Source organism: Mammaliicoccus sp. N-M50 (genome assembly GCF_022386995.1).
Taxonomy (GTDB): Bacteria; Bacillota; Bacilli; order Staphylococcales; family Staphylococcaceae; genus Mammaliicoccus; species Mammaliicoccus sciuri_A.
In genome coordinates, this window is record NZ_JAJNJA010000006.1 from 101,237 (window position 1) to 115,370 (window position 14,134).

Annotated in this window: 18 protein-coding genes; 6 read left to right on the plus strand and 12 right to left on the minus strand. The window is 32.0% G+C overall.

Going from position 1 to position 14,134, the window contains the following annotated elements; genetic code table 11:
• Positions 1–8 precede the first annotated feature (8 nt).
• The 8 genes from LQ622_RS10340 to LQ622_RS10375 all read right to left on the minus strand — a co-directional run bounded on the left by LQ622_RS10340 (position 9) and on the right by LQ622_RS10375 (position 6,427).
• A complete protein-coding gene (locus LQ622_RS10340) occupies positions 9–461 on the minus strand; it encodes a PTS sugar transporter subunit IIA (protein WP_206180488.1) in 453 nt (150 codons plus the stop codon).
• 12 nt (positions 462–473) lie between these two features.
• On the minus strand, positions 474–785 hold the full coding sequence (locus LQ622_RS10345) for a PTS fructose transporter subunit IIB (RefSeq protein ID WP_037590079.1): 312 nt from the start codon (positions 783–785) through the stop codon (positions 474–476).
• A 15-nt stretch (positions 786–800) separates the two neighbouring features.
• Positions 801–1,184, minus strand: coding sequence for a PTS sugar transporter subunit IIA (locus LQ622_RS10350; RefSeq protein ID WP_239762659.1), 384 nt, complete (start codon positions 1,182–1,184; stop codon positions 801–803).
• Positions 1,177–2,661 carry a BglG family transcription antiterminator gene (locus LQ622_RS10355; protein WP_239775104.1) on the minus strand — a complete coding sequence of 495 codons (1,485 nt, stop codon included), beginning with the start codon at positions 2,659–2,661 and terminating at the stop codon, positions 1,177–1,179. Before LQ622_RS10355 ends, LQ622_RS10350 begins: the two co-directional genes overlap by 8 nt.
• Positions 2,662–2,902: 241 nt before the next feature.
• Positions 2,903–3,736, minus strand: a complete 834-nt coding sequence (locus tag LQ622_RS10360) for an SDR family oxidoreductase (RefSeq protein ID WP_239775106.1) — start codon at positions 3,734–3,736, stop codon at positions 2,903–2,905.
• Complete coding sequence (gene uxuA, locus LQ622_RS10365) at positions 3,729–4,811, minus strand: mannonate dehydratase (RefSeq protein WP_037590075.1); 1,083 nt, start codon at positions 4,809–4,811, stop codon at positions 3,729–3,731. The genes LQ622_RS10360 and uxuA overlap by 8 nt, the downstream gene beginning before the upstream one ends.
• A 23-nt stretch (positions 4,812–4,834) precedes the next feature.
• Positions 4,835–5,779 (minus strand): sugar kinase, encoded by a 945-nt coding sequence (locus tag LQ622_RS10370; RefSeq protein ID WP_037590074.1) that lies wholly within the window; start codon positions 5,777–5,779, stop codon positions 4,835–4,837.
• 15 nt (positions 5,780–5,794) lie between these two features.
• Positions 5,795–6,427 carry a bifunctional 2-keto-4-hydroxyglutarate aldolase/2-keto-3-deoxy-6-phosphogluconate aldolase gene (locus LQ622_RS10375; RefSeq protein WP_037590073.1) on the minus strand — a complete coding sequence of 211 codons (633 nt, stop codon included), beginning with the start codon at positions 6,425–6,427 and terminating at the stop codon, positions 5,795–5,797.
• A gap of 157 nt (positions 6,428–6,584) precedes the next feature.
• Between LQ622_RS10375 and LQ622_RS10380 the strand changes: the two genes are divergently transcribed.
• Both LQ622_RS10380 and LQ622_RS10385 read left to right on the plus strand, forming a co-directional pair.
• Positions 6,585–7,337: an IclR family transcriptional regulator gene (locus LQ622_RS10380; protein WP_025904769.1), complete on the plus strand. Its 753-nt coding sequence runs from the start codon at positions 6,585–6,587 to the stop codon at positions 7,335–7,337.
• 343 nt (positions 7,338–7,680) lie between these two features.
• Positions 7,681–8,289 carry an FMN-binding negative transcriptional regulator gene (locus tag LQ622_RS10385; protein WP_239762643.1) on the plus strand — a complete coding sequence of 203 codons (609 nt, stop codon included), beginning with the start codon at positions 7,681–7,683 and terminating at the stop codon, positions 8,287–8,289.
• Positions 8,290–8,344: 55 nt separating this feature from the next.
• Here the strand turns inward: LQ622_RS10385 and LQ622_RS10390 are convergent, their stop codons facing one another.
• The gene (locus tag LQ622_RS10390) at positions 8,345–9,187 is read right to left on the minus strand and encodes a LysR family transcriptional regulator (RefSeq protein WP_037590071.1); all 843 of its coding nucleotides are present in this window, start codon (positions 9,185–9,187) and stop codon (positions 8,345–8,347) included.
• Between the two features lie 97 nt (positions 9,188–9,284).
• On the opposite strand from LQ622_RS10390, the gene LQ622_RS10395 reads away from it, so the two are divergent.
• From LQ622_RS10395 to LQ622_RS10405, 3 genes are all read left to right on the plus strand, one after another.
• Positions 9,285–10,271: a YeiH family protein gene (locus LQ622_RS10395; protein WP_239762641.1), complete on the plus strand. Its 987-nt coding sequence runs from the start codon at positions 9,285–9,287 to the stop codon at positions 10,269–10,271.
• A gap of 57 nt (positions 10,272–10,328) precedes the next feature.
• The gene (locus LQ622_RS10400) at positions 10,329–11,153 is read left to right on the plus strand and encodes a trypsin-like serine peptidase (protein ID WP_239775108.1); all 825 of its coding nucleotides are present in this window, start codon (positions 10,329–10,331) and stop codon (positions 11,151–11,153) included.
• Positions 11,154–12,017: 864 nt separating this feature from the next.
• Complete coding sequence (locus LQ622_RS10405; RefSeq protein ID WP_239762638.1) at positions 12,018–12,236, plus strand: TetR-like C-terminal domain-containing protein; 219 nt, start codon at positions 12,018–12,020, stop codon at positions 12,234–12,236.
• A 52-nt stretch (positions 12,237–12,288) separates the two neighbouring features.
• Here LQ622_RS10405 and LQ622_RS10410 read toward each other — a convergent pair whose 3' ends face one another.
• The 3 genes from LQ622_RS10410 to LQ622_RS10420 all read right to left on the minus strand — a co-directional run bounded on the left by LQ622_RS10410 (position 12,289) and on the right by LQ622_RS10420 (position 13,747).
• A complete protein-coding gene (locus LQ622_RS10410) occupies positions 12,289–12,663 on the minus strand; it encodes a polyketide cyclase (protein WP_107577315.1) in 375 nt (124 codons plus the stop codon).
• A gap of 67 nt (positions 12,664–12,730) precedes the next feature.
• Entirely contained in the window at positions 12,731–13,510 is a 780-nt protein-coding gene (locus LQ622_RS10415) for a GH25 family lysozyme (RefSeq protein WP_481817226.1), read from the minus strand.
• Positions 13,511–13,543: 33 nt separating this feature from the next.
• Positions 13,544–13,747, minus strand: coding sequence for a DUF6440 family protein (locus tag LQ622_RS10420; protein ID WP_037590068.1), 204 nt, complete (start codon positions 13,745–13,747; stop codon positions 13,544–13,546).
• Between the two features lie 71 nt (positions 13,748–13,818).
• Here LQ622_RS10420 and LQ622_RS10425 point away from each other — a divergent pair, with 71 nt between their 5' ends.
• Positions 13,819–14,133 (plus strand): thioredoxin family protein, encoded by a 315-nt coding sequence (locus tag LQ622_RS10425; protein WP_037590067.1) that lies wholly within the window; start codon positions 13,819–13,821, stop codon positions 14,131–14,133.
• Position 14,134: the final 1 nt, after the last annotated feature.

Consider the following 14,134-nt stretch of genomic DNA (forward strand, 5'->3'; position numbering starts at 1 on the left):
CCCCTTTGTTAGTTAGATAAAATTGCTACAACTTCTGTTTTATTTTTAGAATTTAATAATTGTTCAATCACTTCATCATTACTCAACTTTCTTGCGATTAATGATAAGAGTTTCAAATGTTCTTTAGAATTGTCGCTATCTTCACCAACTGCAAGTAAAATAACGACTTTCGCACCTGTATCATCTAAAGATGGCCACTCTACTTCATCTTTTAAGACGCCAATTGCAATACCAACTTTGTTAACGCTACTACTTTTCCCGTGTGGAATCGCCACAAAGTTACCTATACCTGTTACGCCTTCAGACTCTCTTTTATAAACTGCTTCTAAAAATGAATCTGGATTGTCTATATATTGTTCTTTATCAAATAAATGAACGAGTGTTTCTAAAGTTTCTTCTCTATTATTTGTCTCAAGTTCTGTTAAGATTGTGTTCTCATCTAATACATCTATTAAATTCATATGGCATCTCCTTTATTGTTGTGAAATTTGTTCGATTTTTTCTATTAATTTATTTGGAGATTTTATTGCGACATCTGTCGGTATTTCGATGACTTTTTTACCTTCAAATCTTTCTTTAGCGCTTACCTTTACATCTACAGCAAGCAACACGATATCAGCTTGTTTAATATCTTCAGGTGACAATTCATTTTCTACACCTATTGTCCCTTGTGTTTCAATTTTGATATTATGACCTTTCTTTTCAGCTGCTTTTTCTAACTTTTCAGCTGCGATATATGTGTGTGCAATACCTACTGTACAAGCACAAATACTCACGATATTCATATTTCATTCCTCCAATTATAATAATGACTCTACAAAGTCTTCGTCTGCTAAATTCCTCATAAATGCTTGAATGTCTTGCAATACTGCTTGATCTTCTTGTGGTTTAAGATTTAACAAAATAATCAATTTCAATGACTGGTCATGCCAGTTCATAAGATTTGTCTCATTTTTTATTAAAAATATTTTAGTCTTTAATATGTTCTCACTTTGAATGTGCGGTAAAATCACTTCTGGAAAAATTTCAATATTCCCATGTTGTTCTCGCTCGTGTACTTCTTCAATAAAAACACTTTCAGACTGAATGTACTGATCTATCTTTAACTGACTACCTATTTCTTCAATGACATCTTGATACATTGTGTTAGTTGTTTTAATTTCATAAAATAACGATTCATTCATTGTTATCACCTAACATTTCTATCATCTTTCGCAATTTAATTTGATCATTCTTATTAAACATTGCGCTGATGACCACGATTGGAATTTGCTTTACTTCAGGTATATGAACAGTTGAAATAATCAAATCGATTTTATGCAAGTCATCTTCTTGTAAATCAAAAGAAGATTTAACATCTACAATCTCAATTTCTGGTACGTTTCTGTCTATTTTTGTTTTCAATAATTCAGAAGTACCTATGCCTGTAGTACAAGTAATCAGTGTTTGTATTTTCTTCGGGTTTCTCTCAAGTTCTTTCGCAAAATACAATGTTAAAAAGCCTATTTCATCGTCATTCATTTTTTTAATATGATATGTTTCAGAAATTAGATCTGAAATCTGTCGAATAACTGTAAAAACATGTGGATATTCAATTTTAATTTGTTCTATTAAAGCATTCCTGACATTTAACCCATGTTCAATTCGATTGAGCATCGGTTTAATATGTTTAAGAAGTTGCTGCTCTAAATCAATATTTTTAAATGAATGATTTAATTCTTGACTCGCACCATCTATCAATGCATTTGTTATATCGATGACTTCTTGTGAATATTGCATGTCTTCTTGATTATGCTGAACATTTTGCGTTTCAAATCTGGAAGAAATAAGATATTCAAACAAATAAATTCGTTCATTTTCAGGTAATTGAGTATGAAGATATTGTTCAACATTGCCAATTACCATGTCACTCATTCTATAAAATGATTGATACTCATTTTTTAACTTTATCAATTCAGGTGTCTTTCTATCTTTGTTTTGTTTGATCACGCCTCTTTTTCTAAAGCGCATGATTAAAATATATAAATGAGAGAAAATGTTCACATTATAAGGATAAGGAATAATCATATCTTTATAACTCTCAATCTTATTTATTTGTTCTTGCACAAAATGTGCATCTTTATCCTCATTTTGATCGATAACATTATATGCAGAGAAATTAGACAGTTGCCCATCTCCAATGAGTTCTAACAATGCATTTCGAATATCACTTTCATCACCATTTATAGATAAATGACGATTCTTTCTTTCTAAATTTAAATTAAAACGTTTTAACATTTCTTCAATTTTTTTCTCATCTGTGTTCAGTACACTTTCAGAAATATAATAACGTTCGATAATATTAAAGATAGATATCGACTTAGGGGAGATTAACAATAAATCTTTTGTCATCATATTTCGTCTTTCAATAGGAGAAAACAAATCATTTTGATGAAGTTGCCCCATTTCGTGCTGTTCAATATATTCTTTATCATCAATACGATAGCCCTTACCTTTTTCAGATATAATAAGAGGCTCTTTATAATAATCATTTATACGTTTAACAAGTCGATAAATCGTTTTAGTAGAAACATCTAGATGTTTAGCCAATCGATTCGAATCGACAAACGAATGCGCATTTAATAAGTAATGAATTAACTTCTCTTGATTATCACCTTCCATGACTTTTACAACCTCCCTGTAGCTTTATCATAAAACAAATATATGTAAGCGTTTTACTTTTGTTTGTCCATTACAATAGACATTAAAATATCATTCATTATAAACTATCATGTTACTAAAGTAATGAATTAACCTCTTTTACACTTCTACATTTGTAAAAAGTCTACATACCAATTAAAATTGCGCACAAAAAAACTCACTTTAGCAAAATTGCTAAAATGAGTTTGAAATTAAAGTTCTATTAAACACCTGAATACGCCATAAATCCGCCATCGACTGGTACAGTAATGCCATTTACAAATGATGAATAATCTTTATCTAATAACCATAAAACCGTACCGATAAGTGCTTCTGGTTTCCCAAATTCTCCAAGAGGTGTTTGACTTAATATTTTTTCTGAACGTGCCGTCAGACTTCCGTCTTCATTTAATAATAAGTCTCTATTTTGTTCTGTTAAGAAAAATCCTGGTGCAATCGCATTAACTCTAATATCTTCCTCTGCAAAATAAACAGCCAACCACTGCGTAAAGTTATTAATAGCAGCTTTTGCAGCACTATATGCTGGCACTTTAGTCAATGGTGCATAACCACTCATGGAAGAGAAATTAATAATGCTTGCATGCTCTGACTTCAGTAATTCTTTGCCGAATACTTTAGCAGCAACAAATGAGCCAATAAAGTTATTATTAAATACATGTTCAAATCCACTTTGTTCTAAATCAAAAAAGTTCTTTTTATCTTCAGCATTATATGACTCTGAATCTGTAATAGCGTCAGGATTATTACCACCTGCACCATTAATTAAATAGTCAATTTTTCCAAATGCTTTTAAAATTTCATCTTTAGCTTTCGTTAGCGATTCTTCATTCGTAACATCAACTGAATAGTTACGAGCAATACCACCTTCAGCTTCTATTTCTTTAACAACTTCTACACCTTTATCATAAGTACGATTTAAAATGGCGATTTGCATGCCTTGTTTGCCTAATTCTTTCGCAATTGTTCTACAAAGCACTCCGCTTCCACCTGTAATTACAACAACTTTATCTTTTAAACTTTCATGTTTACTAAACATTTTTACCAGACTCCTTTTCAAGTTGATATGCATCCCATAATCCATTTAAGTACATAATGCCTAATGCTCTATCATATAATCCGTATCCTGGACGACATTCTTCATTCCATAAATGTCTACCGTGGTCTGGACGAATGTATCCTTTATAATCTGCATCTGATAAATGTTTCATAATTTGTGCAATATCAATATCACCGTCTTCTGTAAAATGAGAAGTCTCTACAAAACTGCCATTTTCGGAGATGTGAACATTTCTAATATGCATAAATGGTGCATGCTCATGGTATTTCAAAGCAATTTCTGCCATATCATTATCTTTAGTAGCACCCATAGAGCCCGTACATAACGTAATCGCATTATTTGGACTATTATTGATCTCAAACATTCTCTCATAACTATCTGCGCCAGTTATAATTCTTGGTAAGTTGAAAATAGAATATGGCGGATCATCTGGGTGAATTGCCATTTTAATCCCACAACGTTCTGCAGTTGGAATGATTGCGTTTATAAAGTATGCAAAGTTTTCCCATAATTTTTCTTCATCTATATCTTTATATGCTTCAAATAGTTCTGAAATTTGATCTAATTTTTCTGGTTCCCAACCTGGCATTGTTAGATTTTTACTCGCACTTGAAACAGTTTCTATTAATTCTTTCGGATCTAAATTTTTAACTTTTTCATAATCAAAGTATAGTGCTGTAGAACCATCTTCTAATGGATGGAACATATCTGTTCTAGTCCAATCAAATATTGGCATGAAGTTATAACAAATAACTTCCACACCATATTCAGCTAAATTCTCAATAGTTTGTTTGTAGTTTTCAATTAATTCATCACGTTCACTATTACCTAATTTAATAGATTCATGAACATTTACACTTTCAACAACTTTTGCATTAAATCCGTATGATTCAATATATTCAACTTCTTCTTTAATTTCTTCTTTTTCCCAAACAGCACCAACTGGCTTTTCATGAAGTGCCCATACAATCCCAGTTGTATTAGGTATTTGTTTAATATCTTCTAATGTAATTGTGTCATTGTTTCTTCCGTACCAACGAAATGTCATTTCCATTTTATCCATCTCCTAATTGCCGATTATCTTTCTATTATACCTTTACCACTCAAGAAACTTTCTACTTGTTCTAAATATGGCAATCCTTCGTTATCGCCTATTACTTCTGTAACCATTCCGCCAACTGCATTTGCAAATCTTACGCGCTCTTTTGCTGTATATCCTTTACTTAAAGCGAACAAGTATCCGCTTGAAAAGCCATCTCCAGCGCCTACTGTATCGATTGGACTTACTGGAAAAACTTCTGTTTCAAATTGTTCTTCATTACTTACAAATTGTGTAGGTAAATGTCCACCTTTGACAATGATTTCTTGTAAGTCTTGTTCTTTTAATAAATCTTCAATATTTTCAAATGGTGTCGCTATTTTAAGAATTTCTAGTTCTTCATCGCTTGTTAACAGAATATCTGTATAAGGTAATAACGCACCTAGACTTTCACTTGCTGTTTCTTTAGACCAAGTTTTTAGTCTTATATTTGGATCTAAAGTTACGGTTGTATTTGCTTTTTGTGCTTTTTTCATCATTGATTGTATCAGTTCAATTTTATGATGTAATAATGCGACAAACACACCACTGACGTGGAAATAATCAATATCATCAAAGTTAATATGTGCGACATCTTCTTCTGTTAAGTCTTTAATGGGTGCATTGTCTCGATAATAAAATGATGCACCGCTTCCATCTGCATTGATTTGTTTAAAATAAACGGACGTGTTTTTTCCTGGTACTTGTTCGATATGCTCTGTATCAATACCTTCTCCACGTAAATTATTGATAATATGTTGACCAAATTCATCTTTACCAACTTTTGAATAAAAAGTTGTTTCTAACCCTAATCTACTCGCACCAATTGCTACATTTAATTCCGCGCCTCCAATTGTTCTTTGGAATGTATGATTAAATTTTAAAGGTCCTTTATTACTAGGGTTCATGGCTATCATGGAATCACCTATTGTGAAAAGCCTCATTTCTACCACTCACTTTCATCGATTTCTAACAGCTTCTACATACTTTTGAGCTTTTTCTGAAATAACTTCAAAATTATTTCCTGTAAATTCTTTCGTTAAGTCGCCACCAATACCTACAGCGAATGAACCTTTTTCAATCCAATCTGATACGTTATCTAAATTCACGCCTCCTGAAGGCATTAGTTCTACATTAGGTACTGGACCTTTAATATCTTTAATAAATCCGGCACCTAATTGTCCTCCTGGGAACAGTTTAATTAAATCAGAGCCATAGCGTAACGCTTCTATAATTTCTGTTGCACTACTACAACCTGGTAAATATGGAATAGAATATACATTACATAATTTAGATATATTGGTGTCTAAATGTGGACTTACAATATATTGTGCACCTTTATTAATCGCTATTTGTGCTGTAGCAGCATCTAACACTGTACCTGCACCAAGAACGATATCATCACCATATTGTTTATGTACTTGATTAATCACTTCTTCAGCATTCGGTACAGTAAACGTAATTTCTATATTTTTAAATCCACCTTTAATGATTTCATCCACAATTTTCTTTGTTTCATCCTCATCATTCCCTCTAACAACTGCAACGAGGTAATTTTCATGTAACTGATTTAAAATTTTATACTTTTTCAAAATAGTCCTCCGTTCCACATTGTGATACAATGTATTGTATAGTAATATTTAGTATTATTATAACGTTTGTGAAAACGTTGTCAATTATTTATTTTCATCTATGTTACTTAATTCGTAGATTAATTTATGCTATATTTTTATCAAAGAGGTGATGATTATGGCTTCTAACGTTCAATCCATTGACCGTGCATTAAGCATTTTAGAAATCATATCTGAAAAAGAACAAATATCATTAAAAGACTTAGTAGATGAAACTCAATTATCTAAAGCAACTGTACATAGACTTGTTAATTCATTGATTAGCAATGGCTACGTTCAACAAAACGCATTGACCAATCAATATGAAATAACTTTTAAAATGTTCCAACTTGGGAATAAACGTGTACAAAACATTGATTTTTTAAATGTAGCTAAAAGTATGATAAGTCAGCTGATGACAACAGTTGGGGAAACATGTCATTTAGTAGTGGAAGACAATAACGAAGTGGTATATATAGATAAATTTATACCAAGCAATAACAATCGATCGATGGCATCAAAAATTGGGAAACGAGCACCCATGTATTGCACAGCAGTAGGTAAATCTATCCTTTCGACGTATGACAATGAAAGAATCCAAGAAATATGGAATCAATCGAACATTGTTAAACTAACCGAAAATACAATCACAGACTATGATCAATTCATCGATGAAATAGCAGTCATCCGAGAACAAGGTTATTCGGTTGATAATGAAGAAAACGAAAAAGGCATATATTGCGTAAGTACATACTTCGTAAACTATCGAAACGAAGTCCAAGGCGCTATCAGCCTTTCATTCCCTACAACAGAATTAGATAAGAAAGAGTTCTTTGTAGATGAATTAAAAACATGTGCCAACAAAATTTCGAGATTACTTGGGTATCATTAAGAGATTTAGTAATTTTAGAGCGGGGGTGGCGCACGATATCTCTCGGTCTTCGTGCATTACACCCTGTTTTTATACCCTAGCGCACGATATCTCTTAGTCTTCGTGCGTTACACCCTGTTTTTATACCTTAGCGCACGATATCTCTCAGTCTTCGTGCGTTACACCCTGTTTTTATACCCTAGCGCACGATATCTCTCAGTCTTCGTGCGTTACACCCTGTTTTTATACCCTAGCGCACGATATCTCTCAGTCTTCGTGCGTTACACCCTGTTTTTATACCTTAGCGCACGATATCTCTCAGTCTTCGTGCGTTATGATGAATAATTTATAAGGGGGCGTTTACATGTATGTACCAAAATATTATCAGATGCGTGATTATGAAAAAATCAAAGATTTTATGATGCATAATAATTTTGCAACCATCATTACTTATGACGAATTAAAACCTCTTGCTACACATTTACCTGTTAATATTGAAGAAAAAGATAATACCTTATATGTATCAGGTCATTTTGCAAAGGCTAATAAACAATGGCAAACAATCGAATCAAACGAACATATCCTTATCATATTCCATGGTCCTCATGCTTACATTTCTTCTACATGGTATGAAAAAGAAGATGTTCCAACTTGGGATTACCAAAGTATACATGCGTATGGTAAAGGGCATTTGTTAAGTGAGTCAGAGTTAGTAGATGATTTGACGATCCTTTTAAATAAATATGAAAGTCATCGACAAAATGGTGCTACTTGGAACAATTTATCAGATCAAACGAAAAAACAAGTTAAAGGTATTGTAGGTTTTAAAATGGAAATTGAAGAAATTGATGCTGCTTATAAACTAAGCCAGAATCGTAGTGACATTGATAAAAAGAATATTGTTGAGGAACTTAATAAAAGTGTAAATCCTGTAGACACAGTATTGGCTAAAGAAATTGAAGATAATAAATAAATGTTGTTACATATAAACCCCCTCACTTTTAATATTAGTGAGGGGATTCGTTTATTTATCTAAACTCATAGTTCTTAATTTCATTTACGATCGTATTATATTTATTTGTCTTGTATCTTGATTTGTTAGACACTATAAAGAAATTCCGATTTAAATCTAGGTCGTTTGTGACGATATAATCTTCATCAAATGATTTTATAGAGAAATTAGATAATATCGTAAAGCCCATGTTTTGTTTAACGAGTTCTAAAATTAATTGGTTATCGTTAATGACGACTTTACGAGATGTTAAATTCAATTGTTGTAATAGCATATCTTGATAATATCTTATTCCTGATCCTGTTTCTCTAACGTAACATCTTAATTGATTTAAATTTTGGTTTGTTTGTTTATTTTTCACGAGTAATAGTTTATCTCTCGTTAGGACTTCACTATTGATTTTGTCGTCCAGTACTGGCTTTTCGATAATGCCTAGGTCTAGTGAGTAATCTTTCAACTTACTTAATATATCAGCTGAGTTATAGACATAAATATGAATATTGAGTTTCGGATATTTTGTTTGTAGATAGATTGTTAAATCTAATAACATCGATTGGCCAAATGTGTGACTCGTTCCTATGACAAACTTCCCTTTCACATCTTCTTTATGCTGATTAATTTTCGTTTGCAATTGCTCATCTAATATTGCTAATTGGCATGCATAGTTATATAACTCTCTTCCCTCTTCTGTCAAAATTATATGTTTTCTTGTATTTTCAAAAATCTTAATTTGATATTTCTCTTCAAGTGTTTTGATATCTCTACTTATTGATGGCTGTGATTTATATAACTTTTCGGCAGCATTCGTAAAGCCCTCTTCTTCTACAATTACTTTTAAGATTTGTAATTTATCTTCCACTGCAACCACCTCATATCATTTTTGTTATATTATATATTTAAAAATAGCATTTCACAAATATTCATCTTGCGCTTAAACTTACGTTGAGGTGAACATTATGGGGGAGAAATTTAATAAACGTTTTTTACTCGGTATTGGCTTTACTTTTTTAGTTGCTATTGTCAGTATACTTTTATCGTATTTACCGGTATTTAACAAAGTCGGGGCACTCGCAATTGCGATTATTACAGCTATTTTATATAGACATTTCAGGGGATATCCTACGCAAATCGAATCGGGGATTGCATTTTCATCAAAAAAATTATTAAGATTTGCGATTATTCTATACGGGCTTAAGTTAAATTTATGGACGATTATTCATCAAGGTAGCACATTATTATTACTAGATGTTAGTGTCGTCGCTTTTGCGATATTGTTTATTTTGTTTTTAAATAAAATCATTAAAGGAGATAACAATTTAGTCTTGTTATTGGGTGTTGGAACTGGTGTTTGTGGTGCAGCTGCAATTGCCGCGATATCACCTATCCTTAAATCTAAAGATAGTGATGTTGGGATTAGTGTAGGTTTAGTGGCAATAATGGGTACAATATTCTCTTTAACTTACACGTTATTATTCGCTATTTTTCCAATGAATGCTGAATTTTATGGTATTTGGTCAGGTTCAAGCTTACATGAAATTGCACACGTTATTTTAGCAGCAGATGCCGGTGGTCAGTCATCACTAGGTATTGGTTTGTTAACTAAGTTAGGTAGAGTATTTCTATTAATACCATTAAGTATTATTTTCTTAATTATCGTTAATAGAAAGAGATCACATAAAGTATCACAAAAAATAGACTTTCCGTACTTTTTAATTGGATTTTTAATTATGAGCGCTGTGAATACGTTCATTCCTATTCCTGAAGCCATATTAAATGTAATCAGCACATTTACAACACTTATCTTAATTATGGCAATGGTCGGTATCGGTTTAAATGTATCTTTCAGTGACTTAAAAACGAAAGCATTCAAACCAATGATAGCAATGCTTATAACGTCAGTCGTGTTATCAGTAATCACATTTATTGTCGTTGGATTTTTATAATAGCAATATAAGGGTATAACATAGTGATGATTCAATTATGAGAAAGATTGTGATTAAATGCTGTTATACCTCAAATTATATTTAATACTCATTATTTCCATGTTCAATTATTTATTGATACAGCCTGATGTCCCTGCAACCTATAAAGATACATTTACTAAAGCAACACATCATGATTATCAAGAAGCTTTTAAATTAGGTTCACAAATTCCAAATGAACATCTTAAAATCAAACCATTTCATTCAAACGATAAAACTATCAATCAAGCAGTTGGTAAAGTCACATCTGATGAAACAGGTAAGTCAGGAAATGGCGCAACAGGGTTTGTCGTCGATGATCATACAGTTATCACTGCGTCACATGTCGCAAGTGATGATGATGGAAATAAGGAAAAGAAACAATTTTATTTCTTTCCAGCTAAATCTAATCAATATACACCGATGAAATTCAAGATTAAGCAATTTTATAAATCAAACGAAAGAGATGTCGCAGTACTCATTACTGAAAAATCATTAACACCTAAAATTAAACCTTTAACTATAGCATCCGAACGTGAAATTCAAAAATTGAAACCTAAATCAGCATTATTTATGGCAGGTTATCCAAATGAAGAACCATATGACGGTCAATATATGTATCAATCAAAAGGATTCTATCTTAAACCAACTCAAGACTATATCGAATATATCGGACACATGCATCGAACAATAGGATTTTCAGGATCTCCAGTATTTAATCAAGACAACCATGTCATCGGTATACATGCACATGGCATTCGTCCAACTGAAAAAGTCAAAAACCCATCAACTAGAGTCATATACACAGGCGGACCACTCATTACCGGTAAGACAAAAGCATTTATAGAAGAACATAAACAATAAAGCTGGGATATAAAATCCTAGCTTTAAAGTATCTATTTATATAGATATTTAAGATATACAAAGGTCTTGGACAGAAATGTTCTAGACACTTTTCATATTTTTAGAAATAAAGGCTGAATATTGCAAGTGAGGTGTGACTAGCAATGTTGAGGACCTCGTATTTATCAAGACTGGCCAAACAAGATAAATAGGCGCTCTGTATTTATCAAGACTGGCGAAACAAGATAAATAGGCGCTTCGTATTTATCAAGACTGACCAAACAAGATAAATAGGCGCTCTGTATTTATCAAGACTGACCAAACAAGATAAATAGACGCTTCGTATTTATCAAGACTGACCAAACAAGATAAATAGGCGCCTCGTATGTTGCAAGACTCATCAAGCAAGCAACTTAGAACCTCCGTATGTTGCAAGACTCATCAAACAAGCAACATAGACGCTTCGTATTTATCAAGACTGACCAAACAAGATAAATAGACGCTTCGTATTTATCAAGACTGGCCAAACAAGCAACATAGGCGCTTCGTATGTTGCAAGACTCATCAAACAAGCAACATAGAACTCCTGTATATTGCAAGTCTCATCAAACAAGCAACATAGAACCTCTGTATATTGCAAGACTCCCCAAACAAGCAACATAGAGGCTCACGTTTAGATTGATTTTTCCATATAAAAAAGACTGGGACACAATGTAATGTCTCAGTCTCATTTATTATTTCTGTGCAGTATTAATTTTTATATCTGCGCCACAACGCCGATTATTTATTGACATTATTACACCAATTTATGTAAAATTAGACAATATTTATTTAATTATAAAATTCGTAATACTTAACATAATCGTCTGAAGAAAGAGCTCTTTCTTGATTTTTATCTATTATCCATTGATATTTGATTATTTAAGTTCATATAAAAATATCAACAACACTATTGGTGATATTCCATTACTATATTTCACTAGCTATGTATCAGGTGCAGGTATTTCATTTATTAAACATTGGATACAAGACGAAAAAAGAATCGATAAATCTTATTTAATCAAACATTTCACAACAATCGTCAATAATGGTCCGTCCCATTAATGGAAAAAGAACAGTTCCCAAAATAATTTTAGGAACTGTTCTAAGTTTTTTATCATTGATTTGAAAACAATTGATCATCTTTAGGTTGGTTTTCTAAGTAGATAATTTTGCCGTTCTCATCTAATCTTGCGATATCTTTGCCTTCTTGTGTATAGACACCTGTTTCATATCGATTACCACAAATTGCCCAATCTGTTTCATAACTACCGTCTTCGTTTTGCGTCCAACCGTTATGCATATGTTTTAAATCTTTATTTGTTGTATAAACACTTTTAACAAACTGCTTCCAAGCTTCTTTACCTTTAAAAGTCTTCTTATTTAATACAAATTCTATATCATCATGAAATAGTTCATTTAATTTATGAAAACTTTCTTCACTGTATCTTGCTTCATCAAATAAGATAAAGTATTCATCTAATATGTTCATTATATTCACCTTCTTTTCTTCAAGTGATTATACAGTTCACTTTATAAAAGAGAAATTATAATGCTCATCAATTTATAAACCAGCTTGATTGTACATTTGGTCCTAGTACATTGGCATCGACATTTTGATCAAGTTCTGATGAATAGTAACTATCTGTGTATTGCCATAATACATGTTCTCTTTCGGGTTGTGTTTCTTGATATGAGGCTAACCAATAACCATCATAAGAGCCTACAGCATTCGCTGTATGATTAACCATAAAGTCTTCATAAGAGTATAGTAATACTTTCTTATCGCCTGAATACTTCCTCATTTCATTTAACCAAGCGAGTGTACTTGCATTCGTATCTCCTGAAGCAACTGATTCTTCCTCATAATCATTGATATAGAAACTTGCATTAGGTGCTCTATTATATAATGATTTCGCTTCTGTTCTTGCTTCACCTGCATTTTCATACATACTATATGTATATACACCATACTTCATATTATTGGCAGAAAGTAATTTTGAATTTGTATCAAATGTTGCATCTTTATAGTCTGAACCATACTGTGCTCTTATAATAATAAAATCATAATTGGCTTTAAGCTTTTTAACTTGAGCTGACGTTAATTCTCCTTGCCATTCTGATAAATCAAGTATCGAATCATCTTTAGCTACTGTCGAAGATTCCTCTATTTCTTGTTTGTTTCTAAAAGTATTTTGATTTTCATTTTCTATGTATTTCTTATAACCATGACCCATCGTACCTTCTTCTTGGGCCGCTTCTACTTCTTCAGATGATACATTGATGATAAACATCATCGTCACGACTGTTATCATCATTTTTAGAAATCTTCTAGACATTTAAATACTCCTTTGTCATTGATGCATATTTTATTAAACTTTATCTATTACAGGTTTTCCATTCTCATCTAACAATGGTGTTAAACCGCTGCCTGTACCTACCCAAGCATTGATATAATTAACACCTGTTTCACGATCAACAAGAATTGAAATGCGACCTAATCCTTTAACATTATCTACCGATTTAACATAAAATCGATTATTATCTTTTGAATCATTATCTTTGTTACCAAACATATTTTTTCCTCCTTTTCTCATATAATGGTATAATATTTGCCATTATAATTAAATGATAGGAGTTAAATTTCATGAAAATCATCACAACTTTTGATGAATTAAATAAACAGATTGATGCACATACATTCACACTAATCTATGTATCTAGCGAGAATTGTTCGGTATGTAAAGCCGATCATCCAATCGTACAAAAAATGGTTGAGGAATATGACATTCCAGCATACGAAATTGTTGCTAACCAAATGCCAGAAGCAGTCGGACAATTAAATTTATTCACTTCACCTGTCGTATTACTTTATTACAAACAAAAAGAAGTTCACCGACAAGCCCGTATAATAGACTTTGATGAACTTCAATATCGTATAGAACAATTTAACAATCTATAAC

What these genes read in the sequence shown, in the direction of transcription:
- LQ622_RS10340 (WP_206180488.1), bottom strand. Translation starts at nt 461, where the DNA reads ATGAATTTAATAGATGTATTAGATGAGAACACAATCTTAACAGAACTT.
- LQ622_RS10345 (WP_037590079.1), bottom strand. Translation starts at nt 785, where the DNA reads ATGAATATCGTGAGTATTTGTGCTTGTACAGTAGGTATTGCACACACA.
- LQ622_RS10350 (WP_239762659.1), bottom strand. Translation starts at nt 1,184, where the DNA reads ATGAATGAATCGTTATTTTATGAAATTAAAACAACTAACACAATGTAT.
- LQ622_RS10355 (WP_239775104.1), bottom strand. Translation starts at nt 2,661, where the DNA reads ATGGAAGGTGATAATCAAGAGAAGTTAATTCATTACTTATTAAATGCG.
- LQ622_RS10360 (WP_239775106.1), bottom strand. Translation starts at nt 3,736, where the DNA reads ATGTTTAGTAAACATGAAAGTTTAAAAGATAAAGTTGTTGTAATTACA.
- uxuA (WP_037590075.1), bottom strand. Translation starts at nt 4,811, where the DNA reads ATGGAAATGACATTTCGTTGGTACGGAAGAAACAATGACACAATTACA.
- LQ622_RS10370 (WP_037590074.1), bottom strand. Translation starts at nt 5,779, where the DNA reads ATGAGGCTTTTCACAATAGGTGATTCCATGATAGCCATGAACCCTAGT.
- LQ622_RS10380 (WP_025904769.1), top strand. Translation starts at nt 6,585, where the DNA reads ATGGCTTCTAACGTTCAATCCATTGACCGTGCATTAAGCATTTTAGAA.
- LQ622_RS10385 (WP_239762643.1), top strand. Translation starts at nt 7,681, where the DNA reads ATGTATGTACCAAAATATTATCAGATGCGTGATTATGAAAAAATCAAA.
- LQ622_RS10395 (WP_239762641.1), top strand. Translation starts at nt 9,285, where the DNA reads ATGGGGGAGAAATTTAATAAACGTTTTTTACTCGGTATTGGCTTTACT.
- LQ622_RS10400 (WP_239775108.1), top strand. Translation starts at nt 10,329, where the DNA reads ATGCTGTTATACCTCAAATTATATTTAATACTCATTATTTCCATGTTC.
- LQ622_RS10410 (WP_107577315.1), bottom strand. Translation starts at nt 12,663, where the DNA reads ATGAACATATTAGATGAATACTTTATCTTATTTGATGAAGCAAGATAC.
- LQ622_RS10415 (WP_481817226.1), bottom strand. Translation starts at nt 13,510, where the DNA reads ATGTCTAGAAGATTTCTAAAAATGATGATAACAGTCGTGACGATGATG.
- LQ622_RS10420 (WP_037590068.1), bottom strand. Translation starts at nt 13,747, where the DNA reads ATGTTTGGTAACAAAGATAATGATTCAAAAGATAATAATCGATTTTAT.
- LQ622_RS10425 (WP_037590067.1), top strand. Translation starts at nt 13,819, where the DNA reads ATGAAAATCATCACAACTTTTGATGAATTAAATAAACAGATTGATGCA.